This is a genomic window from Bacillus sp. FSL K6-6038 (assembly GCF_038050455.1).
GTDB lineage: Bacteria > Bacillota > Bacilli > Bacillales > Bacillaceae_G > Bacillus_A > Bacillus_A pseudomycoides.
The window spans coordinates 2953098-2977204 of sequence record NZ_JBBOUH010000001.1 but is presented as its reverse complement, the minus strand read 5'-3'; the positions used below and the strand labels follow the sequence as shown (position 1 = coordinate 2977204).

The following is a 24107-nucleotide window of genomic DNA, read 5'->3' as shown; positions in this document are numbered from 1 at the left end:
AGTATTCTACATATCAAAGATGGATGGTACATGACAACTCTCTTCAATCTGAAAGGTTTCTCTCCTAATATGAGCGAATAGATTGAAAAAGGAGGGAGTTTGTATGGAAGTTGTTGTGAAACAGCGGAAGAAAAGAGGTAAGGGGAAAAAAAATGTCATTTGGTTTGGTAGTATTCTTCTTTTTCTACTTGTTATCGCGGCAGTTTTTGTAAATGCATTCGTGATGAAGTCAATGCCAAAGGTAGAAGGGACGGTTCATGTCAGTGGATTGCAAAAATCGGTTCAAGTAACACGAGATGAAAGAGGGGTACCTCATATTAAAGCTGAGAATGAGCATGATTTATATTTTTCACAAGGATATGTTCAGGCGCAAGATCGGTTGTTTCAAATGGACTTAAGTAGAAGACAAGCATCTGGAACATTAGGCGAAGTGGTTGGGAAGGCGGCGCTAGATAAAGATAAATTGTTCCGAACCCTTGGGCTAAGGCGAGCAGCAGAAGCATCAGTAAGCCAATATACTGGCGAAGCAAAAGATGCATTGGAGTCGTTTGCTGATGGAGTAAATGCATTTATAAAGGAAGCAAAAAAGGACGGGAAACTACCAGTAGAGTTTCATTTACTAGGATACGAGCCTGCTGAATGGACTCCAGTTGATTCTTTAACGATTGGCAAGTATATGGCTTTTGACTTAGGTGGTCATTGGCATGGACAAGCATTTCGATTTTGGGCACTTCAACATCTTCCGAAAGAGCAGGCCTATGAATTATTTCCAACTTATCCAACGGATGCTCCTAGATTATTAGCGCTGCTAAATAATCTGGATGTGAATGTGGCCAGTGGTTTTGCAAAAGCAATTATTCCACCAGAATCTAACGGGAGCAATAATTGGGTTGTAAGTGGAGAAAAAAGTGCATCAGGAATGCCTATATTAGCAGATGATCCCCATCTTTCTTTGGCGACACCATCGATATGGTATCAAACACATTTGGAGATGAAAGACATAAATGTGAGCGGAGTTATTTTTGCAGGGGTTCCAGGTGTTATGTTAGGGCATAACAAACAAATTGCTTGGGGTGTCACGAATACAGGTCCGGACGTACAAGATTTATATATAGAAAAAAGAAACCCGGATAATCCCAATGAGTTTTTGTATAACGATAAATGGGAAAAAGCTACGATTGTGAATGAACCTATAAAAGTGAAAGGTGAAAAAACAATTCCTTACGAAGTGACGATTACTAGACACGGTCCAGTCATTTCAGAATTTGCTTATAAAAATAAAGATGAGGCTGTTTTTGCGCTTAGATGGACGGCATTGGAACCTTCAGCGGAATTAAAGGCCGTATTAAATATGAACAAAGCAACAAATTGGACTGAATTTGAATCAGCGCTGGAAGATTTTCATACTCCTACTCAAAATTTCTTATTTGCATCAACAGATGGCACAATTGCTTATAAAGCAAACGGAAACATACCGATACGTAAAAAGGGAGATGGAATTTTACCTGTTCCTGGATGGACAGATGAATATGAATGGGAAGGCTACATTCCCTTTGATAAACTTCCAAAGTTGATAAACCCAGAACAAGGCTTTATATCAACAGCCAATAATAAAATAATAAATGATGATTATCCGTATCATATTAGTCATATTTGGGCGCAGCCGTATCGTCAAATGCGTATTCAAGAATTTTTACAGGAAAAGGATAAATTGACTACGAAGGATTTACAAACTTTGCAAATGGATCAAAAGAACCTTCAGGCAAGAGAGTTTGTTCCAATGTTTGTGAAAGAACTGAATAAAGTAAACGTATCAGACGTGGAGAAACAAGGGTTAAAAGAGCTGGAAAATTGGGATTTTTACGATAATAAAGAGAAAGCTGCCCCGTTAATTTTTCATTTATGGATGAAAGAAATATCCAATACTTTATTTTTAAAGGAAATACCAAAGGATGTAATGGGTTTATTTGAAGGTAAGCAACAAGTTGTGGATCAATTGATACGGAAGCAGATGAATGGGGAAAACAGTGTATGGTTTTCTAAACATGGAGGCTTCAAAGAAGTTTTACATACATCGTATTCAAAGGTAATGAAAAAGCTTGAAAAACAATATGGATCAGACGTAACGAAATGGAAGTGGGGAGAATATCATAAGCTTTCTTTTACGCATCCTATGTCTCAATCCTCTCCGTTACTTGGTTTTTTTTTCAATCGTGAAAAGGCTGTGCCAGTTGGGGGAAGTAATATTACAGTTCAAGCAGCAAGTTATGGAGATGATGGGATTGTGAAGCACGGAGCATCTTGGCGATTTGTAATAGATACAAAGGATATGTCAAAGGGTTATCATATTGTAGGACCAGGACAATCAGGACATTTTAAAAGTGACTGGTATCATGATCAAATAGAAGATTGGGTAAATGGAAACTATCATGCTACTACGCTTCGTACAGATCGAATTGACGGTAAAATATTAACTTTAAAACCACAATAAGATTTATCCCGGATTAACGGGAAATAAGACCCCACCTAAAGCTTCAGAGAGGAATGAGGAAGATAGGTGAGGGATACCTGCCCGTAAAAGCCTAATTGGTTCATCTAACCACCAGTGGGAGATGAAGAAAAAACTCACTGATGAAAGTTGTACTTTATAGGACTCTTACGTTTGTAAGAGTCTTTTTCGTATCATAAATAGCTTTCTTATAAAACGACAGTGTACCATAATTAAATTATGGAATGTTATAATTTAGGAAGAGAGTTTCATAGTTATACATATATAGAGGTGAGTACATGAGCAATTGTTATTTTGAATTTGTAATACATAAAGAGTCTTGTTTTCATAGACTAAGAAAATTTTTTTACAATCTTAAAGAAGAGAAAGAAAAAGAGATGATAGATTGTAGTGATTCTATGTGGCTAGATTATTTTGAAGAAGAGGTATTAAAACAATTTTGGTGGCCGACGGAAGAAGAGTTACACCATCACCAGATTTTATGGGAACAAACCCCTGTAGAAAAGCGTTTTACAGATTCTAAACTGAGAACACCATGGGACTTTGAATCTATGATTGATGCATTTGCTTGTGGAGAATATGAACTAGTCTCTTGTGAAAAGGTATCGAACAATATTGGAAGAATTGAATTTTATCCCTATGCATGGCCATACGGTGGAAACGATGTGTTTAGAGCGTTGATTGAGTATAGTGGATTCAAAATTATTGATGAGAGCGTATAGAATTTACCATAGTTAAAGGTATAGTGATAGATTTTCTTATTGTAACTATGCATTTAGTTTTGAAAAATCAAATAAACACGGAAATACGTATAAAATTGTAGATAGTTTTCATTTAGTTATATAAGGTTGAAAGAATCCAAGTTACATAACAATCAATGAAATATATGGAATAGAATAAATCATAAAAAGAAACTACAGAAGGGATGAGAAAATATGTCCAATTACGTAAAGTCAGAATTTATCGAAAATGCAGGTGGCTGTATCGTATCGAAAAATATTTTAGATGGAAATGGAAAATTAAAATGGTTGGTTAGAGATGAATCTGTGACTAGCGTTGATAATGGCTGGAGGTTTTTTTCGGATATTGATGATGATGATTATGTAAACGTTCCGAATAACTTAGTAGTATGTGATTTTAATACAGTAGCTCAAATTGAACCTGCTATTCTAGCGGTTTATTCCTTTCCGGTTGGAAGTGATCTACAATTAGTTGTAGAGAAGGGAAAATGTTATTTTATTGATAATATAACAGAAGAAGTTATCGAGTTTTTGTACCATTAAAATAACATACTCTAAAGAGGAATAATAACTTGTAGCCAGATAGATTCTGTACAAAGAGAAAATGTATATTATGCTACACGAAGTTGTACTGAACTTATTAGTGAATTGTATGAAGTAGGGAATAGATAATGGTTTGGGAGAAGTGAAAATGAAAAGAGAAATGGAGCAGTATTTTCATAAATTATTTAAGGAATGGAAAAACTATAATCATTCATTACCAAAATCCGTATGGATAGAAGAAGCAGATTCTTTTATATATGTAGGGGAACCAGATGCAGAGGAATATATTTTTTGGAAGCCTATAGAAAAAGATTTATTTCATGACTTTTCTGATATAGAAAAGAAATTAGCAGTACAATTACATCATTCGATTAAAGAATATTATAATTCCTACTGGTTTTTAGATTTAGCAGGTAGTTATTTAGAGTATAACATAGAGTTAAATTCTGTTATACCAGGAATCGAACTTCGAGATTTTTATACCTTTTTACAAGATTATAAAAAAGCGCACCATAATGAGTTGAAAAATATTCCTATAGGTATGGAATGTAACGGGCTTTTGGTAGTTGTAGATAATGAAAATGGCCAAGTGAAAATAGAAGATTATGAAAAGGGGACTTTTGAAGTTATTAGTAATAGTTTAGCAGAACTCATTTCAATGCTCTAATGAAAGTATATATTATATAGGATTAAATTCGAAATATAAGTTAAGAGGTAATGGATATGAGCAAATCAGTATTTGAAAAAATAGAATTAGTCAAAAATATTTTAGGTGATGATCCATTCGGTTTGATTATTGGTGAAATTGTGGAAGAAGAAAACCCAATAGATGAAAAATTAGAAGATCATATTTTAAAAGATTATTATTTTATTGCAGGAAAATACAAAATATTGAATGGTGGAGTAATTACTATATACGGCCATCAAAGACTTAAAAGTATTCAGTTTTATGTGGAAGATATGCTAGATGGTGCTGATAAATGGATTTGTATAGGAACGGTAGAAAATTATCCATTATTTATTAATAAAATTGATGGAGAAGTATCTTGTTTGTTTGGAAATTTAATTGATCAAAATTTTGTTATTGAATCATACGGTGATTTTAGCAGTTTTTTAGAAAATTATTTTTTAGGGAGCAAATATATTGATATCGGCCTGTCTTTTGTTGAAGCGGGTGGAATAAGGAATCCCATTGGAAGTAAAGAGGATGAGTGGTATAAACTGTTAGAATTGAATAGATTAGTTTAAAGGTATTACTTTGAATTTGGTGGTGAAAACTTTTTTACTTTAGAGAAGTAGAAATGAAAGGGGACGGCTATATGGAACCAAAACTTGCATTTTTAAGAAAATATAAAAGAAATGTAAAGCTTCAATCAATAGATAAAATAGATAATAAGGTCATACCTAGTATTTGGTATGAAATTTTTAAAGAACACGATAGCAACAAGAGAATAAAAATGGTTTTAGAGATTTGGAGAACATACGTAGGGAAAGAATTAAGAAACACAATCTCATATTTGGAAGAGCACCTTTTCAATGTGGAGTTAATAGAAAATAACGGCATGTATTCGATGTTATATATACTGGAGACATCGGATGGTGAAATAGTGTATTATGAAGCAGGAAATCCTATGGATACATTTCATAATAAAGTGCTAGAAGTTTCATGGGATAGAATTCCCATTTCAGTTCGAAAGTTTTATGAAAAAGTTCATAATGGTTTTTATTATTATGCGAGCGGTGCTATGGGATTAGTGCCTTTTGAATGTGTTACTTATTTTGATGATGATGAGTGGGGAATTATTGAAGAATTAGAGGAGAACTTACAAATTGATTTGAAAACAACTTTTGGATTTTTTAAAAGTGGAGCGGGCGGTTATGTAGCTATTGATTATAACAATTGCAAATGTGATAAAGCTACATTATGGTTTGCAAACAATCAGCCAAAATATAATGTTGATTTTTGGGATGTAGTAGATGAATGGATTGTGATTGGTTTTGAAGCGTAGTATGTAGAGGGTTTAAGAATTACTTTTGTGTACTGAGAAACTATATATGAATGGAGTTTGTATGTATGGAAAAAGAAGGTGTGGTCTCATTATGGCTAGGAAATATGGAATCTCAAGATTTTTTAGAGGATTATTTCAGTATAAAATATACAGATGATGCTGATTCCATACCATCACCATTTATAAAGGATTTTCATATTTGTATGTATGATATTGATGAGGACTTTATTGAAAAAGAATTTTATTTAAAGCGAAGTGATCATCTAGAAACTTTACTAGCAGGATGTTCTTATGAAGAAGTTGTGATACCACAGATGAAAAGATTTACTTCGAATATATTAGAGATGAAGTACAACACGATTATTATGATCTATAACTATGAATACAGTGGTGAAATAATAAATAAAAATGAAAATCTTTATGAAATGAAATACATAGGAGCTGTTTCGTATAAATGATAATAAAAAGGGGATTAGAACATGGAAGTTAGAGAAATACATTCATTTCATCTACATTCAGAAAAAGAATTTTCTGAAATTCAAGATAAATTGATACATAGAATTGAATTGAAAAATAACTTTCATCTAGAAGATGTAAGTTTAATAGCTGGAGTAGATTTAGCTTATTGGGAAAAAGATGATAAGCACTATGGAACTTGCTGTATTGTTGTTATTGATTATCATACGAAGAAGGAAGTGGAGAAGGTCTATAGTTATGGGGAGGTAACGGTACCGTATATACCAGGTTTTTTAGCATTTCGTGAGTTGCCTTTAGTAATAGAAGCAGCCAAAAAGCTTACCTCTAATCCAGATATATTTATGTTCGATGGAAATGGCTATTTACACTATAAACATATGGGGATTGCGACACATGCTTCTTTTTTCTTACAAAAACCTACAATCGGTGTAGCGAAAAGTTATCTTAAGATTAAAGATGTTGATTTTATCATGCCAGAGAATAAGGCGTTTACTTTTAGTGATATTATGATCGATGACGAGGTATATGGAAGAGTTTTAAGAACGAAGGAGGATGTAAAACCTATTTTTGTTTCTTGTGGAAATAATATCGATTTAGATACAAGTATTCAAATTGTATCGAATTTAATCGGGAAAGAAAGTAGATTACCAATTCCAGTGAGATTGGCAGATTTAGAAACGCATAAGGTGAGAAGAGACAAGAGGGAAAATGATAGATGATAGGTCTATGTAAAAAGGGATAGGAGGATGATCCCTTTTTTTATTGTATTCGACGAAATACGACAACGCATAAAAACTTTATTTGCTATGATGTTTTTTGGAATATTTCATTTTTATAATAATGAGTTGTATTAGCTATTCTTCATGGTGTTTTTGGAGAGATTCACTCTACAAACACCATGACAACATTAGTTAGAATCAAAGTGTTTATTTAGAGGGGAATGGATAAGAAGATGGATGAAATGGAGAAATATCGCAAAAAAATTAAGGTGATTTCTTTTGATAGAGAACAAAATAGAATGGTGGAAGTTGAAGAAAGTAAAATGACTTTCGCCGATGTTGGCGGAATGGAAGAGATTAAGAAGAAAATTAATATGGATTTTATTATGCCAATTAAAAATCCTGAATACTTTCAAGCGTTTGGTAAGAAAACAGGTGGAAGCTTATTATTTTATGGACCGCCTGGTTGCGGGAAGACATTTTTAGCACGTGCGGTAGCTGGGGAAATTGATGCGAATTTTATTCATTTGGAACTGCAAGCTATACTTTCGATGTGGACGGGTGAGTCTGAGAAAAATTTACATGAGATTTTTGAGGAAGCACGGAGAACAAAGCCATGTATTTTGTTTATTGATGAATTAGATGCATTTGGAGGGAATAGACAAAAAATGGGTTCCCATCATCAGCGGACACTAGTAAATCAATTGCTAGTAGAAATGGATGGAAGTAATTCTTTTAATGAAGGAGTTTATATTATTGGTGCAACAAATACACCATGGTATATTGACCCTGCATTACGCCGTCCAGGACGCTTTAATTCTCTTGTTTTTGTTGCACCGCCGACTTATGAGGAACGATTAACAATACTGGATTTGAAAACAAAAGATAAGCCGAAAACAGAATTACAGCTTGATTTGGTTGCAAAGTATGCAGAGCATTTTTCGGGTGCCGATTTAACATATTTAGTTGAGGATGCGATTAATCAAGCGATTCAGCGTTCATTTGAAACAGGGCAATTACAACCTCTTTCAAATGAAGACTTGCTAGAAGCGATGAAAAAACGTCAGCCAACGACTTTAGATTGGTTTTCAACAGCAAAAAATTATGCGACATTTAGCGATGTGAATAAGGATTTTGATAAAGTGCTAGATTATATGAAAGAACACAGATTGAAATAGCAGGTAAGAAGCAGGGGATGAGGGAATGGAAGACAATTTTAGAAGGGTTTATTATTTGCTGAAACTTGGTGATGTTGAGCGTGCCAAAGAAGAAGCGGAACTTATGGTTAGGGAAGATCCAGAAGATGTTTATGGATATCTCAGCTTAAGCTATGTATATTTCTATGGGCTTCATGAAAGTGATATTGCAAGTGAATATATAGAAGAAGCGCTTAAATTAGATCACTTAAATGAATTTGTTCTTTTAGCAGGATTAGATATTTTTACTGCGCAAAGTAATTTTACAAGATTAAGAGAAATAGCGGAAATTGGTATAAGAAACTACCCTGAAGAGGGACCATATTATTTCTATATGAGCGAAGCTGTCATGCATCTTGAAGGAATGAAGAATGTACTTGTTTACCTAGAAAAGGCGATGGAATTAGACCCTGAAAATGAAACGTATGTAGGTAGGTATGCTTATATCCTTTTGAAACATTTCCCAAAACGAAAAGAAGAGGGATTAAAGGCTGAAAAGCGTGCTTTAGAATTAAATCCAGAAAATATAACGAATCTTTTCTGTTTTGCAAGTATAGCGAAGGAGAAGAGTAATTTTAAAAAAGCAAGAATGCTAGCTGAAACTGCGATGAAACTAGATCCAAATGATGAAGACGTTAGAGGGATTTATAAAGATACAATTGTAACGAAAAATAAATTTTGTGCTTTTACTATGGGATTTTCACAAATTTTAGTACGAGCTTTTTCTAAATTTTGCTCGTTATTTGGATTTGTATATGATCTAAATCGGTATGTGTATACTTTTTTAATCGTATTAAGTTTTATTGGATGGCTTATTCTTCCTATATATGTGATAGGAGGGTATGCAGGTATTATCTATTTTGTTGTTCTTGTGATGTGTCTTGTTTCTTCTATCATTAAAGGGAAGATATATAAAGAAGCTGGACTAAGTATGCCTTCGGATTGGAGAACGAATCTGCGCCAGAATCAATCTATTAGAGATCGAGAAATCTCTAAAATGACACGTGAAGTTGGGAAAGTAGAGCCTGTAAATGTATCGACACAAAAGCTGTCACCAGAAGAGATTGAGTCGCAATTAGCAAGTTTTTGGGGAAAAGAAGCCATGTTTGAAAAACAACAAGTCGCAGAGGTAGCGCCCACGGTTGCTCGATCACAATTATCGTCTGAAGAACATAAACAAATTCAATCGTATTCAGATATTAAATCTCCACGGTATAATAAATGGGGAATCTGTCTAGTCATTATTTTCTCTTTTACTCTTATTTATCGTGCTGAAAAATTATACAACCTGTATCAGAGGGAAACCGGAAATACAACGCCACATATCAGCCAAGAAACAAAACAATCGATTGTTGAATATCAGGATAGAGCGCTCGAAGAACAAAAAGAAAAATTCAATAAGTATACGGTGGAATCTATTTTATATTCATTGAAAAGAAGTGATTTTAGTGAGAAATCCCTTCAGCAATTTGTTGAAGAAGGTTATGTTCCAGTTGTGATGGGAAAGGTTGGCCAACCTAGTGTCGAGAAATTAAAAAATGCACATCCAACTAAATTTTATAAAGAAGGAACAATTACATATGTATTATTGCAAGATGAGGAGGGCTCGTTTCTTTTAGAAATCCGAGCAACAAAAATAAGTCACATTTACGGTGAAAGTTGGGATAATAGTGAGCGAGAGATGCAGAGATATCATGAGTTAATTACGAAAATTGATACACAAGGTATTGCAGTAGGAACAAAATAAAATCATATAGGTTACATTGTTTGCTTTTATATAACAAGTAAGGGGGACAAATGTCCTCCTTTTAGTTTTTGCTGAATGTTGAGGAAGGGATATTACTGCTCGTTAATGTGTGATAAATTTAATTAAAAAATAAGAAAGTTTTTTGATTTGTTACATATATTTTAGTGAAAGGCCTTTCACCATTTTATCACCTAGGGGGCAATCATAATGAAGTTTTTGTCTTACCTTACAGTAATTCTGGTGATTCTTGGCGGTTTGAATTGGTTGTTTGTTGCGCTGGATTATAATGTAGTTGAGAAATGGTTTGGTTCTACACCAGCTCTTGTTGATACCATTTATTGGCTTTTTGGTCTTTCTGCTCTTTATCAAATTTATGATCGGTTCTTTACGGACAATTAGCTCTTATAAATTTATGAATGGAGTGTTAAGCGAGATAAAATGCTTAACACTTTTTTGTATGTTTATAAAAGTAAATGCATCTGCAAACGGTTCCATTGCGTCTTGCACCCTAATAAAGCAAAACAAATTGACCGTATATTTTATATAGGTTATAATTCAGAAAGTTTAAAAATTAATAAATATAGAAACAGGGAGGTCATACAGTTGATGGAGAGAGTTTACAATTTTTCGGCAGGACCATCTATACTCCCTTTGCCAGTTTTAGAAAAAGTGCAAAGGGAGCTTTTGAATTATAACCGGACAGGCATGTCTGTTATTGAAATGAGTCACCGGTCTTCAGAGTTTCAAAATATTATAGATGAAGCAAGTAGCTTGCTTCGTGAATTGATGCACATTCCTGAGAATTACGACGTGCTATTTTTACAGGGAGGGGCATCGCTACAGTTTTCAATGGTTCCATTAAATTTAATGAATGAACATAAAAGAGCTGGATATGTCCTTACAGGGTCATGGTCTAAGAAAGCCTTACAGGAGGCTAAGAAAACTGGAGAAGTAGAAGTTATTGCTTCATCGGAAGAAAATCATTTTTCAACGATTCCACATGTTGATGTTTCAATGATTCCGAAAGAACTAGATTATGTACATATAACAACGAATAATACGATTGAAGGAACGAAATATGTTCAATTGCCGAAATTAGAGAATATTCCACTTATTGCTGATATGTCTTCAAATATTTTATCTGAAGAATACGATATAGAGAAATTTGGTTTCATTTATGCAGGAGCACAAAAGAATTTAGGACCAGCAGGACTAACAATTGCAATTATTAGAAAAGACTTAATTGGTAAAGCGGATACTTCTTGTCCGACAATGTTAAACTATGAAACTTACAGTAAAAATAATTCCTTATATAATACACCACCATCCTTTAGTATTTATGTGGCGAAGCTAGTATTAGAATGGTTAAAGGAGCAGGGCGGCGTATCCGCGATTGAAGAACAAAATAGAAAAAAAGCAGCTCTTCTATACGATTTCTTAGATGAATCAAAATTATTTACTTCACCGGTTGATCCTGCATATCGTTCGCTTATGAATATTCCATTTACAACACCATCCAATGATTTAAATGAGAAATTTTTACAAAAAGCTAAGACACTAGGGCTTGTTACATTAAAAGGCCATCGTTCAGTTGGTGGCATGCGAGCGAGTATCTATAATGCAATGCCGGTAGAAGGTGTTCAACAATTAGTAGATTACATGAAGGATTTTGAGCTAGAGAATAGATAGGGAGATGGGGAAATGTTTCGCGTTCAAACATTAAATCAGATTGCTGAAAAGGGCTTGCAAATTTTTGGTGGAGAGCGATATGAGGTTGGAGAAGGCTTAGAACATCCAGATGGTATACTACTTCGAAGTTTTTCCTTACATCAAGAAGAATTTTCAAAAGATTTAAAGGCAATTGCAAGAGCAGGAGCTGGTGTAAATAACATTCCTGTAGAACGTTGTACAGAAAGAGGTATCGTTGTTTTTAATACCCCAGGGGCAAATGCGAATGCAGTGAAAGAACTTATTCTTGCCAGTCTTATTATGTCGTCACGTAATATTATAAGTGGGGTTGGTTGGACAGCGGGATTAGAAGGTGAAGAAGTTCCGCAGCTTGTAGAAGCAGGAAAAAAACAATTCGTTGGTTCAGAGATAGCGGGAAAACGACTTGGTGTTATTGGACTTGGTGCTATTGGTGCCCTTGTCGCAAATGACGCATTATCTCTTGGTATGGACGTCGTTGGATACGATCCATATATATCTGTTGAAACAGCATGGCGCTTATCAACACATGTACAACGTGCATTTAGTTTAGATGAAATCTTTGCAACATGTGATTATATTACATTGCATATTCCACTGACAGATCAAACGCGAGGTATTATTGGAGAACACGCTGTGCAAACGATGAAAAAAGGTGTCCGTCTCTTTAACTTCTCAAGAGGAGAACTTGTGGATGAAGTTACGTTAGCAAAAGCTTTAGAAGAAGGGATTATTAATCATTATGTAACTGATTTTCCAAATGAAAATGTAATAAAAATGAGAAATGTAACGGCAACACCCCATCTTGGAGCTTCAACGTATGAATCTGAAGAGAATTGTGCAGTTATGGCTGCTCGTCAATTACGAGACTATTTAGAAACAGGAAATATCCGTAATTCAGTAAATTATCCAAATGTAGAACTTCCTTATGTCGGAAAGAAACGAATTACGATTATGCATCAAAACGTTCCGAATATGGTGGGGCAAATTACAGGATGTTTAGCGGAACATCATATTAATATTGCTGATATGATAAACCGTAGTAAAGGCTCTTTTGCATATACAATGATTGATATCGATAATGGAATTGATGATATAATTAAAGAAAATGTAGTTGAAAACATAAAGAAAATCACAGGTGTAGTAGCTGTTCGAATGATTGTATAAAGGAGAGAGAGATTTGGCGACAATTCGACCATTCAGGGCAATTCGTCCAGTATCTGATAAAGCTGCACAAGTTGCAGCACTGCCGTATGATGTGTTAAATAGTGAAGAAGCAAGAGAAGTTGTAAAGGGAAACCCATATTCCTTTTTGCATATTGATAAAGCTGAAATAGACTTAGATCCGGCTGTTTCACCATATGATAACAGTGTATATGAAAAGGCAAGTGAAAATCTACAACGTTTAATGCAAGAAGAAGTATTGATTCAAGATGAAGAGCCATGTCTTTATATTTATCAATTAACAATGCAGGGGAGAACGCAGTCTGGACTTGTCGTTTGTACATCAATTGATGAGTATACTGATAATACAATTAAAAAGCATGAGCGGACCCGTCATGAAAAAGAACAAGATCGCATTCGTCATGTTGATATATGTAATGCGAATACAGGTCCAATTTTTTCAACATATCGTGCGAAAGAAGACGTAACAAAGTTAATTGCAACGTGGCAAAAAAATCACACGCCAATTTATCAATTTACTGCAGATGACGGTGTGGAGCATGTAATATGGAAAATCGCAGAAATTGATGCGATTTCTGCATTAGTAGAATCATTCGAAGAGATTCCTTCCTTATATATTGCAGATGGACATCATCGATCAGCATCTGCTGTGAAAGTTGGGTTAATGCGTAGGGAACAATATCCGAATTATACAGGAGAAGAAGAATTTAATTTCTTTTTATCTGTTTTATTCCCTCATGATGAACTATCAATTTGGGATTATAATCGTGTTGTGAAAGATTTAAATGGTTTATCACAGGACCAATTTTTACAGCAAATTTCACACTATTTTTATGTAGAAAGAGCTTATGTATCTCCATATAAACCAACTGAACCAAAATCATTTGGCATGTATTTGGATCGGGGGTGGTATAAACTCACTGTGAAAGAAGAAACATTTGATGCCTATGATGTTGTAAAACGTTTAGATGTTTCTATTTTACAAGATCACTTATTGAGTCAAGTATTACAAATTCACGATCCACGTGCAGATAGCCGCATTGATTTTGTTGGTGGCATTCGAGGTTTAGAGGAGCTAGAGCGCCTTGTAAATCGTGGTGATTATAAAGTAGCGTTTGCTTTATATCCTACATCAATGGAAGATTTATTAGCAATTGCTGATGCGGGGGAAGTTATGCCACCAAAGTCCACTTGGTTTGAACCGAAGCTTCGTAGTGGGCTTTTCATACATTCTTTAAATTAAACAAAAAGACATAAGATTAGGAGTAAAGATAGTAAGGATTAAATATCCCTACTATCTTTTTTAAACTATAAGTACAAATTAAAGATACATAGTAATAATTGACGACTTATGAAAATACGCTATATACTATTCTTTCTTCAACTAAGGGATAGGTTCTAAAGTACCGTAGTTGATTGAAATTCCTCTTCCAACCATAAAATAGTATGAACACATTCTATCCATTTTCATCTTCTATGGTGTAGTACCTGTGCTGTATGAATGGATAACGGGTAGTTATCTACAAAAACAACATGATTTTTGTATTGATCTAATGGTTCTAGATGTAATGAAATTTACGGCATTAAGATTGTTAGGAGGAAATGGGAGTGTCAAATGAAATAATGAGTTACATTGACAATCAGATGGTGAAAATTCCAGGGGGAGAAATAGAATTAAGAGACGATAGAATAAAAAGCAAATGGAAAGTTGAAATAAGACCGTTTCTTCTTGCAAGGTATCCTGTAACTATGGATCTATACTATGCTATTACAAATAAGTCATCCAATTCTTTTGACGGAGATCTAAAACCATTTGTGAATATTTCTTGGAATGATGCAATTTCTTTTTGTAATCTACTTTCACAGAAAGCTGGACTGAAAGAGTGTTATTCTATAAGTAATGATGGTGAAAACATTATTTGTAATTGGGAATCTGACGGTTATCGACTTCCTTCAGAAGCAGAGTGGCAATATGCATGTAAAGCCGGGACTACTGGTTATAGATATGGAGAGCTTGATAAGATTGCCTGGTACAATGAAAATTCAGGGGGCAAAATCCATGAAGTAGGAAGAAAGGAACCGAATGCATGGGGTCTATATGATATGTTAGGGAATGTTTGGGAGTGGTGCTTTGATTTATATGATGAACAAGTGTACGGATCCTACCGAATTTTCCGAGGAGGTAGCTGGGCTGAAGAGGCCAGGGGGTGTGGGGCTTCGTGTCGTCGTCGTAGCCATCCGACATTTTACATTGACGACCTTGGATTCCGTCTTGCTCGGTCTTTTTAGCGCCTACAAACAAGCGGATTTTCGGGTTTTACAGCTTAACGAACGGAGAGCTAAGGTTAAATAAAAAAGCCTGTATCGAAAATTACTTAGTAATCGAAGGTGCAGGCTTTCATTTGTAATATTTGTTAATATTTGCATATATTTAATTTTAAATGCGGGCTTTTTCTTGCAAAAAACACAATTGTTTCTTAATGTAATAGTGTAGAAGGATAAACAAGGAAGGATTTAACGAATATGATACATATTTTATTAGCGGATGATGACGGGCATATTAGAGAATTATTACATTACCACTTACAAAAGGAAGGCTATAAAGTTTTTGAAGCTGAGGATGGAAAGGTAGCGCAATCCATATTAGAAAAAGAAAATATTCACCTGGCCGTTGTCGATATCATGATGCCATTTATTGACGGATATACTTTGTGCGAAGAAATTAGAAAGTATCATGATATACCTGTTATTTTATTAACTGCTAAAGATCAATTGGTGGATAAAGAAAAAGGATTTATTTCAGGAACAGATGATTATATTGTAAAGCCATTCGAACCGGCGGAAGTTATTTTCCGTATGAAAGCTTTACTTCGTCGTTATCAAATGCTGAGTGCGGACGTTATCACGCTTCACGGAACAACGATTGATAGAAAAAGCTTTGAGGTAAAATGTAATGACCAAACGATTTTACTTCCTTTAAAGGAATTTGAATTGTTATCACAACTTGCAGGGTATCCTGGAAGAACGTTTTCAAGAGAAGAGTTGATTGAACTTGTTTGGGGGATGGACTTTGAAGGAGATGAACGGACAGTCGATGTTCATATTAAACGTCTTCGAGATCGTTTTTCAAAACGAACAGATGATTTTCAAATTAAAACGGTACGTGGACTTGGTTATAAGTTGGAGCTGAAATAAGATGAAGTCACTTTATTCTAGATTTGCATTGATTACGATTGGGATTATGCTTCTTAGTAGCATCATTGGTTTTTTATTAACCAATGTTTATTATCAAGTGAAATTAAAACCGTATAATAGTGAAAAGATTTTACGTTACGCTGAGGAAGTAAAACATTTATATGAAAAACAGACTGAGGAAAATAAGGATGAGTATTTACATTCTATTGCGAAATTAGGTTATGAGATTTATGTAGTAGATGATCAAAAACAGGGGAAACGAATTGGAAATGCTTTTCGGACTATAAAGATTAGTGATGCTACCATTGACAAAGTCTTACAAGGGAAAACATACAATGGTGTTTCTACCTATCCAACTCGTCTATTTATAACAGGCTTTTTTGATAATGAATTAATTAATAGCGTAGGGGTTCCGCTGAAACATGGTGATAAGCAATATGCCTTATTTATTCGTCCTGATATTCAGCAACAATTCGGTGAAATGAGGATTTTCTTAGCGGTATTGCTTGGATTTATTGTTGTATTAAGTATCGTTTTTATTGCAATCGCAGCGCGGTATATCGTTCGTCCGATTCGCATATTTACAAAAGCGACGCAAAAAATTGCGAATGGTGAATATGATATTGAATTAGAAGAAGGGCGAAAAGATGAGATTGGAACATTATCTACGAGTTTTAAAAAAATGACAAAAAGTATAAAAGAGTTAGATCAAATGAGACAAGAGTTCGTTTCTAACGTGTCTCATGAATTTCAATCTCCACTTTCCTCGATTCAAGGTTTTTCTAAAACTCTACAGTCAGAAAAGATGACAGAAGATGAAAGAAAACGTTATTTACAAATTATTGAGGGTGAAAGTAAGCGGATGTCTAGTTTGTGTAAGCAGTTACTTACGCTTGCTTCTTTAGATAAAGAGGAAAAGGTTCTTCAAATAAAAGAATTTGATGTGCACAAACAAATGAAAGATGTCATTTTTATGTTGGAATGGAAATGGCGTGAAAAAGACATAGCGGTTGAATTTGACGTACCTAGCATAAATGTAAGAGGCGATGAAAATTTACTTCATCAAGTTTGGACAAATATCTTTACAAATAGTATTAAGTTTACAGATAGTGGTGGAACGATTGGATTTGCTGTAGAAGAATTAGAAGAGAGTGTAGTGATTGCAATTTCAGATAGCGGGATTGGTATGGAGCAAGAAGAAGTAGAGCGGATTTTTGATCGGTTTTATAAGGTGGATACAGCGAGGGCTCGTAATGTGGAAGGAAGTGGCTTAGGCTTATCCATTGTGCAAAAAATTGTTGAATTACACCATGGGAAAGTTTCAGTGGAGAGTATAAGAGGGGAAGGTACGACGTTTCGAATTGAATTACCGAAATGATGAGAAGGACTGATTTGAAGAGGGAATCTTTAAATCAGTCTTTTTTTATAGGATAAAATGATAAAAATGTTAAAAGAAAATATGTAAATCATTTGAGGTAGATTGTTGGAAGTAGCCATTTGGAAATGGGTACGTCATTTTCGGTTCTGGTGCAAATATATGAAGAAGAACGCGGATAATAGTAGATTCCTAGTGAAATCGTATTTTATGCTATAAGTCCAAACACTTGGTGGATGAACTCTTTTTGATTTTGGGCAGACTGATTCCGTAAATCAATCTGTCCCTTTTTTATACCGATTATGAAAAATGAAAGTGATAATGTAAAGTTGTTATTACAACATGTTTTCCACTTTCAACTTAGTTGTCATTAGAATGTTTTTCTACAAAATCAAGGATCCTGGCATTAACTTCGTTAGAGAACTCACCATTGATTGCGTGAGATGCATTTTTCCAGTTAACTATATCGATATCTTTAACATATTTTTTCCCAGTTTCAACTGCTTTTACTGAATTGTGCATTGTACTTTTTTCAGCCATTAATGCAAGCACCGGAACATTGATATTTTTTAAGTCTTCTTTACTAAATAGATCAGGCGCTGGCGTTTTAAGTTTATAGTTACGCATACCCGACTCGATTAATTTAGCAATAGGCTCATCGTCATTTGTTTCTGCTCCTCCAGATACATAGCTTAACATCTTTTCTCTTATAAACTTAGGTACAATAGGGACGGAAGCTGGAATAGATGCTAGAATCATCTTTATGGGCATTTGCGCAAATACAAAGACTGGGTCCAATAAACTAGCCGTAGCAATATGCTCTGGATTATATCTGGCCAAATTCATTGTTGTCCAACCGCCAATGGAGACACCCACGATATGCACTTTTTCTAAACCTAATCCTTCAATTACTTCATTTAACCATTCTGCTTGTTGTTTTTGGTTTTCAATCACCTTCGTTTGCACACTCATTCCAGGTTCACCGAGTAAATCTATCGTGTAAACAGGCCTTTTCTCCCTTAGCCCTTCTAAATTGGGTACCCACATTGGAGTAGATGCACTACGTCCAGGGAGTAAGAGTATTGGTTCCTTATGTTTGTTTTCCTCTTTAGTAAAGTAATAAGCACGAATTGTGCCATATTTAGTTTTTATATCTTTCGTATCGTTAGGCTTTGGAAGAAGTGCCATTGATTCATCGTAGGCAATTTGAAAGTCTTCCTTTCCTTTTTCAGATGTAAAGTGACCAATCTTATTATCATCTCTCTTCATTTTAGTTCCTCCTTTCTACAAATATATTGATGAACTTTATCAATATATTCATGGCAATAATCCATTGAAAATTTATCTTCTTTAAGCCAAAACTCTCTTTTAGAAAAAAGAAAAATCTCACGTAAAATTAAACTTATACAAGCTTAGCTTGTTGGGTGTGGGGTGATACCCCTATTACGTAATGATTATTACAATTATGATAGTTGATTAACCACACTTTCTAAAAATTGGTCTACTTTTTCTTTTGATGTATCCGGCGTATGATAACCAATCGTAAATGTAAGTCTTCCATTATAAGAGCTTGCCCCCATTGTAAAGAATGGTGCATACATAATAGGTGATGTCATATACCCGTCCTCAGCTTGAACTTCACCAAACTTAATAGGTTCATCTGCTATCACCCCGAAATTTGTAAGTAACGGCAATGCCATCCACATCTGTAAAGCCTGTTCGTATTGCTGCTTATACATTTCTTTCACCGCAGATAGCTTTATACCTGCCAGTAGCTCCATTCCTGCTGCTGAAGAAAGACCTGGATTTTGAGATTTTATTTTATCCATTGATTGTTTGACTCGAGCTAGAGTCTGATTAAATGATTCATCATCTTCCATTTTAATCACTGGCATTTCCATACCGGATAAGTTGCAAATAGCACCAGTTGTATGATTAGGAAGATATCGGCGTAAATCAATTGTTAAACCAATCATTTTTTCTGCGGTGCGAGGTTCTGCATACACAGTGAAACGTGATAAAGCTCGGAAGTATGCAGTCATGATTGTATCATTCAAGGTAGCCTGTTGTGCTTTTGTCCATTGGATTAGACGTAGAGTTTGCTCATGGCTCAACCGCCGTACCGCCATTTTTGGGTATATATTTTTGTTCGGTTGAGATGGAAAAGACCATAACGATGCCTGTTGTTCTTGGTTAGGACGATAGGCACTTTTTACGTCTGGTATTCCAGCATATTTGAAAACAGGTGATTGATCACGAAAACTCTCATTCCCCTCACCAAATTCCTTTATAATTTGATCCTTAGATTTTCCCAGGTAAAGTTGAGTATAAATTGCTCCCAACAAATTAATATATTCCTTGACTCCTGCACCATCTGAACATAGATGGGATAATTTCACCACTAACATATTTGTTGTAGTGCCTCGTAATAATTTTGTTTGAACCATAGGCCCCTGAATACGATCTCCAGATTCCTTAATAAAATCTATTGCCATCATTTCAAGTTCTTGATCATTTCCTTCTGCAAAAAGACAAATAGGTGAGTTAGTACCAGATGAATGTTCCTCCCAGTAAGGAATATCACTTTCTACAAAACGGCTGTTCAAAACCGGCTGCAATTGTAACGTTATCCTTACTGATTGTTCAAGTATGTTCTTTGATATACCTACAGGAAAATAAAGAACTGCATTAATTTGTTGATTTGCCGAATAAAGACCTAATATATAATTCATTCGATCTTGAGGTGTTACTGGATACTTTCTTTGTTCCATAATTTTCTCCCCTTTTTAAGACTATTTTTGGTTATAACCCCGTTCTCCATATGGTTGTAACTTTTCTTCAAGAGCTAATAATTCTTCTTTTCTATTTTTCTAGTATGTCAATCATGAAAGCATCTTTTCCGTACTGGTTCCATTCTTTTTGCAGCTCTTTGTTGGTGGTATACCCATTTCTTTATTGTTATTAACATTTCCTATCTCTTATGAATATAAATAAACATAAATTTATTTCGTTTACACATATATAAACATTTTATAATAACGTTTGGATATTGTCAAAAAACCAAACGAATGATTCTGTTGCAAAGTTTGAAAAAAGCATAAACAGGTTGGTAAATGAGGAGCAATGTTTAAGAAGTAGCTAGTAATTGTTGAAGTTCATTGTACGTTGAAAAGGCGGAGTCTCTTTGAAGACTTCGCCTTTGTTTATATAGAGACTGAATAAAGTATCTTTTGATATTGAATCAGGTGAATTTATTGGTATTATGGGTGCTTCAGGATCTGGAAAGACAACTTTATTAAATATACTATCAACTATTGATACACCGACAGATGGAGATGTTTTGATAAATGGTGTCAATATTAAAACACTTAATGATAACAAAACGGCGGATTTTAGGAAGGATCATTTAGGCTTTATTTTTCAAGAGTATTTTTTACTTGATAGTTTAACGGTGCAGGAAAATATTGCTGTGCCACTTACTCTGTTAAACAAATCTCCAAACGAAATCGAATCGACTATAGAAAGTTTAGCAAAGCGTTTTGGCATATTCGCACAATTATCAAAGTACCCTAGTCAACTTTCTGGAGGACAAAAACAGAGGGTTGCGGCAGCAAGAGCGATTGCGAAACAGCCAAGTATATTATTTGCAGATGAACCAACTGGCGCGTTAGATTCAAACTCTGCAACAGAGCTACTTCAAAAATTAAGAGAGGTTAATGAGGACCTTCATACAACAATTTTAATGGTAACCCATGACGCTTATGCAGCAAGTTTTTCAAGTAGAATCTTAATATTTAAGGATGGGAATATTTTGAAAGAATTAAAAAGAAACGAAAAGGGTAGAAAAGAATTTTTTGAAGAGATATTAAAAGAAATCTCAAAAATTGATGAAAATCGATATAACTAAGAGTGTGAGAGGAAGGCATGACTGTGGGATTATTAACAATAGCAACAAAGAATCTGAAGAATAACTTTTCCTTCTATTCGTTCTATTTCGTTTCAGTGGCTTTATTAATAAAAATATTATGCCAGATAAGTTGTTGGAAATTTTAATTAAAATTAACGAAGGTATTTGTTATTTTCCAATGTCTATGGACTATGTTGAAGAATTAACCGATAGTGAGAAACAAATTTTACAGTTACTATGTGGTGGATATAAGCGTAAAGAAATTGCTACTATGTTATATGCTAGTGAACGCACAATATCAAACCACATTCAACATATATTTGATAAATTGGATGTTTCATCCTCATTAGAAGCTGTAACAAAAGGAATACAATTAGGATATATTCAACCTCATTATAGAAATCGTTAATGAAACTATGGGCTTGAATCCAATACATTTCATTCAATGGTAATTTTTTGATTGTAATCTTTTGTTCATATTCCGTTCATATTTCTTTTTTAAGATGAGTACATAGAAAGAAATAGGAAGGAGCGAGCGAAATGTTTTTAGCTCTGCGTGAATTAAAACAATCAAAATTAAGATATGGATTAATCGGGCTCATCATGATTTTATTATCATTTTTAGTTCTTGTGATTTCTGGATTAGCAAATGGTTTATCGTATGATAATGCATCATCAATTCAAAATATGGATGCAACAAAATTTGTATTAGCAGATGATGCAGAAAATAAATTACTCCGTTCACAAATAAAGAAAGAAGATGTGGATGATGTAGTAGGGCAAGTAGATGCAAAAGATGCTGTGCCATTTCATGTGAAGGTTTCTACGTATGAAAAGAAGGATAGTTCAAAAAAGGTTGATATTGCAATTTTTGCAAGTGAACGTGACACGTTCTTGGAACCAAAGATTGTGAAAGGGAATGCATTAGGAACAGCACAAGATGAAATGGTTGCTGACGAATCGATTAAAGAAAAAGGCATAGATATTGGCGATACAATTATTGATCCAGTTTCGAAAAAGGAATTCAAAATCGTTGGCTTTACGAAAGATCAAATGTTTAGTCACACACCTGTTGTTTATGTGAATCAAGATGTATGGGGACAAATTGCGCAGCCAAATCAAAAGGATTATAGCGCAATTGCACTTCGTACTGATAAAGAAGTGAAAAATGCACATGTGATTGAGAAAAAAGAAGTTCTTCAAAGTATTCCAGGGTATAAAGAAGAACAAGGAACATTAACAATGATTATTGCGTTCTTGCTTGTGATTGCTGCTTTATTAATCGGTGTGTTCTTCTATGTCATTACATTACAAAAAACGCAGCAATTAGGTGTATTAAAAGCAATTGGAACGAAAAATTCGTATTTAGCAAATACTTTAGTTGTGCAAGCATTATTCTTATCTGTTGTTGCAATGGGGATAAGCATTGTATTAGTAGAAGGATTGCAAAAGATTTTGCCAGAAAGCATGCCATTTTTATTAACAACGACAATGATTGGCCAATATGCAGGAATCTTTATTGTCATTAGTATTCTAGGAACACTTATTTCCTTATATCAAGTGTTAAAAGTTGATGCACTAGAAGCAATTGGAGGTGGCATGTAATGACTTCATTATTAAAATTAGAGGAAGTAAGTAAAGTGTACGGAGAAGGAAATACCGAAGTAACTGCTCTACATCCAATTTCACTTGATGTGAAGGCGGGAGAGTTTATCGGTATTGTTGGTCCCTCTGGATCAGGGAAAAGTACTTTGTTATCAATTGCTGGTGCGTTATTATCACCATCAAAAGGAAACATTTACATTCGTGAACAAAATATTACGCGTTTATCAGAAAAGGAAATGACAGATATTCGTTTAAGAAAAATCGGGTTCATTTTTCAGTTTGCAAATCTTGTTCCCTATTTAAATGTAAAAGAACAATTACTCTACATTGCAAAATTAAAGAAAGAAGACCGAAAAGAATCCGAAAAGCGTGTGGATCATTTGTTAGCTGCATTTGGATTATCTCAAAGAAAAAATCATTATCCAAATCAATTATCTGGCGGAGAAAAACAAAGGGTTGCAATTGCTCGTGCTTTCATGAATAATCCAGATTTAATATTAGCGGATGAACCAACAGCAAGCCTTGATTCAAAACGTGGGCGCGAAGTTGTCGAAATGATGAAACGAGAAGTAAAAGAAAGTCAAAAAGCAGCAATTATGATTACGCATGATGAAAGAATGCTTGATGTATGTGATCGCATCTTAACATTACGTGACGGAAAGTTAGTATAGGTAGTATAAGAAAAAGCGCAGGGTGGATTCCTGTGCTTTTTTGTACATGATAATTCGTTTAGACTGGTTTTGGAATTAAATGTTATAATAGTCTTATTATTCTGTCGTTTGTAAGGGAGGAGGATAAAATATGGAGAAAAAAATCATACATATGGAAGGGCTTATTGTCTTAATAGCAACCATTTATATATATGCATTAAATGAGTTTAGCTGGTTAATATTCTTCTTGTTGCTTTTAGTACCTGATGTTTCAATGCTAGCATATCTTATTAATAATCGTATTGGTGCGCAGATTTATAACCTGTTTCATACTTACATAGTATCAATATTACTGATTTTGATCGGTTTATTTCTAAAATCAGATGTGACCCTTATGATCGGCTTAATTTGGACAGCTCATATTGGAATGGATCGTCTGTTCGGATATGGTCTTAAATATCAAACGGATTTTAAGGATACGCATATTCAGAAGTTATAAAATACAGTAGGAATAAACGTTTATCATACATATGAATCTTTTTA

Annotated in this window: 23 protein-coding genes and 3 pseudogenes; 22 read left to right on the top strand and 4 right to left on the bottom strand. The window is 34.4% G+C overall.

Features of this window, described 5'->3' with window-relative positions:
- The first annotated feature begins 103 nt into the window (after positions 1–103).
- The 17 genes from NSQ40_RS15510 (at position 104) to NSQ40_RS15430 (ending at position 17405) form a co-directional block, all read left to right on the top strand.
- On the top strand, positions 104–2491 hold the full coding sequence (locus NSQ40_RS15510) for a penicillin acylase family protein (RefSeq protein ID WP_098101189.1): 2388 nt from the start codon (positions 104–106) through the stop codon (positions 2489–2491).
- Positions 2492–2886: 395 nt separating this feature from the next.
- Positions 2887–3231 (top strand): hypothetical protein, encoded by a 345-nt coding sequence (locus NSQ40_RS15505; protein ID WP_241776689.1) that lies wholly within the window; start codon positions 2887–2889, stop codon positions 3229–3231.
- A gap of 213 nt (positions 3232–3444) precedes the next feature.
- Positions 3445–3792, top strand: a complete 348-nt coding sequence (locus NSQ40_RS15500; protein ID WP_003198568.1) for a DUF2185 domain-containing protein — start codon at positions 3445–3447, stop codon at positions 3790–3792.
- 148 nt (positions 3793–3940) lie between these two features.
- On the top strand, positions 3941–4459 hold the full coding sequence (locus tag NSQ40_RS15495; RefSeq protein ID WP_033796251.1) for a SecY-interacting protein Syd: 519 nt from the start codon (positions 3941–3943) through the stop codon (positions 4457–4459).
- A 56-nt stretch (positions 4460–4515) separates the two neighbouring features.
- The gene (locus NSQ40_RS15490) at positions 4516–5040 is read left to right on the top strand and encodes a hypothetical protein (RefSeq protein ID WP_018766802.1); all 525 of its coding nucleotides are present in this window, start codon (positions 4516–4518) and stop codon (positions 5038–5040) included.
- Positions 5041–5111: 71 nt separating this feature from the next.
- Positions 5112–5801 (top strand): hypothetical protein, encoded by a 690-nt coding sequence (locus NSQ40_RS15485; RefSeq protein ID WP_033796252.1) that lies wholly within the window; start codon positions 5112–5114, stop codon positions 5799–5801.
- 65 nt (positions 5802–5866) lie between these two features.
- Entirely contained in the window at positions 5867–6259 is a 393-nt protein-coding gene (locus NSQ40_RS15480) for an immunity 22 family protein (protein ID WP_258248330.1), read from the top strand.
- A 21-nt stretch (positions 6260–6280) separates the two neighbouring features.
- Positions 6281–6997: an endonuclease V gene (locus NSQ40_RS15475; RefSeq protein WP_003198578.1), complete on the top strand. Its 717-nt coding sequence runs from the start codon at positions 6281–6283 to the stop codon at positions 6995–6997.
- Between the two features lie 233 nt (positions 6998–7230).
- A complete protein-coding gene (locus tag NSQ40_RS15470) occupies positions 7231–8175 on the top strand; it encodes an ATP-binding protein (protein WP_033796253.1) in 945 nt (314 codons plus the stop codon).
- A gap of 25 nt (positions 8176–8200) precedes the next feature.
- Positions 8201–9940, top strand: a complete 1740-nt coding sequence (locus tag NSQ40_RS15465) for a tetratricopeptide repeat protein (RefSeq protein WP_003207579.1) — start codon at positions 8201–8203, stop codon at positions 9938–9940.
- Positions 9941–10147: 207 nt separating this feature from the next.
- Entirely contained in the window at positions 10148–10339 is a 192-nt protein-coding gene (locus tag NSQ40_RS15460) for a DUF378 domain-containing protein (RefSeq protein ID WP_016115354.1), read from the top strand.
- 207 nt (positions 10340–10546) lie between these two features.
- Positions 10547–11629 carry a 3-phosphoserine/phosphohydroxythreonine transaminase gene (serC, locus tag NSQ40_RS15455; RefSeq protein WP_033796254.1) on the top strand — a complete coding sequence of 361 codons (1083 nt, stop codon included), beginning with the start codon at positions 10547–10549 and terminating at the stop codon, positions 11627–11629.
- A gap of 12 nt (positions 11630–11641) precedes the next feature.
- A complete protein-coding gene (locus NSQ40_RS15450; protein WP_003198589.1) occupies positions 11642–12814 on the top strand; it encodes a phosphoglycerate dehydrogenase in 1173 nt (390 codons plus the stop codon).
- A 13-nt stretch (positions 12815–12827) separates the two neighbouring features.
- Positions 12828–14075 (top strand): DUF1015 domain-containing protein, encoded by a 1248-nt coding sequence (locus NSQ40_RS15445; protein WP_003207584.1) that lies wholly within the window; start codon positions 12828–12830, stop codon positions 14073–14075.
- A gap of 359 nt (positions 14076–14434) precedes the next feature.
- On the top strand, positions 14435–15121 hold the full coding sequence (locus NSQ40_RS15440) for a formylglycine-generating enzyme family protein (RefSeq protein WP_003198593.1): 687 nt from the start codon (positions 14435–14437) through the stop codon (positions 15119–15121).
- Positions 15122–15355: 234 nt separating this feature from the next.
- Complete coding sequence (locus NSQ40_RS15435; protein ID WP_003198595.1) at positions 15356–16027, top strand: response regulator transcription factor; 672 nt, start codon at positions 15356–15358, stop codon at positions 16025–16027.
- A 1-nt stretch (position 16028) separates the two neighbouring features.
- Positions 16029–17405, top strand: a complete 1377-nt coding sequence (locus NSQ40_RS15430; RefSeq protein ID WP_003198598.1) for a sensor histidine kinase — start codon at positions 16029–16031, stop codon at positions 17403–17405.
- Positions 17406–17610: 205 nt separating this feature from the next.
- On the opposite strand, the pseudogene NSQ40_RS15425 reads toward NSQ40_RS15430, so the two are convergent.
- The 4 genes and pseudogenes from NSQ40_RS15425 to NSQ40_RS15405 form a co-directional block, all read right to left on the bottom strand.
- Positions 17611–17697: pseudogene (locus NSQ40_RS15425) on the bottom strand (IS6 family transposase); the annotation flags it as partial.
- 65 nt (positions 17698–17762) lie between these two features.
- The gene (locus NSQ40_RS15420; RefSeq protein ID WP_003207587.1) at positions 17763–18671 is read right to left on the bottom strand and encodes an alpha/beta fold hydrolase; all 909 of its coding nucleotides are present in this window, start codon (positions 18669–18671) and stop codon (positions 17763–17765) included.
- Positions 18672–18865: 194 nt separating this feature from the next.
- Complete coding sequence (locus NSQ40_RS15415; protein WP_003207590.1) at positions 18866–20173, bottom strand: condensation domain-containing protein; 1308 nt, start codon at positions 20171–20173, stop codon at positions 18866–18868.
- A gap of 356 nt (positions 20174–20529) precedes the next feature.
- Positions 20530–20622: pseudogene (locus NSQ40_RS15405) on the bottom strand (IS6 family transposase); the annotation flags it as partial.
- On the opposite strand from NSQ40_RS15405, the pseudogene NSQ40_RS15400 reads away from it, so the two are divergent.
- The 5 genes and pseudogenes from NSQ40_RS15400 to NSQ40_RS15380 form a co-directional block, all read left to right on the top strand.
- Positions 20617–21309 (top strand): annotated as a pseudogene (locus NSQ40_RS15400) (ABC transporter ATP-binding protein); the annotation flags it as partial. The pseudogenes NSQ40_RS15405 and NSQ40_RS15400 sit on opposite strands and share 6 nt — an antisense overlap.
- A gap of 118 nt (positions 21310–21427) precedes the next feature.
- Positions 21428–21718 carry a response regulator transcription factor gene (locus NSQ40_RS15395; protein ID WP_003198452.1) on the top strand — a complete coding sequence of 97 codons (291 nt, stop codon included), beginning with the start codon at positions 21428–21430 and terminating at the stop codon, positions 21716–21718.
- Positions 21719–21849: 131 nt separating this feature from the next.
- The gene (locus tag NSQ40_RS15390; RefSeq protein ID WP_003207595.1) at positions 21850–22914 is read left to right on the top strand and encodes an ABC transporter permease; all 1065 of its coding nucleotides are present in this window, start codon (positions 21850–21852) and stop codon (positions 22912–22914) included.
- A complete protein-coding gene (locus NSQ40_RS15385; RefSeq protein ID WP_003198455.1) occupies positions 22914–23585 on the top strand; it encodes an ABC transporter ATP-binding protein in 672 nt (223 codons plus the stop codon). Before NSQ40_RS15390 ends, NSQ40_RS15385 begins: the two co-directional genes overlap by 1 nt.
- A 130-nt stretch (positions 23586–23715) precedes the next feature.
- Positions 23716–24063, top strand: a complete 348-nt coding sequence (locus tag NSQ40_RS15380) for a DUF4260 domain-containing protein (RefSeq protein WP_003198457.1) — start codon at positions 23716–23718, stop codon at positions 24061–24063.
- Positions 24064–24107 lie beyond the last annotated feature (44 nt).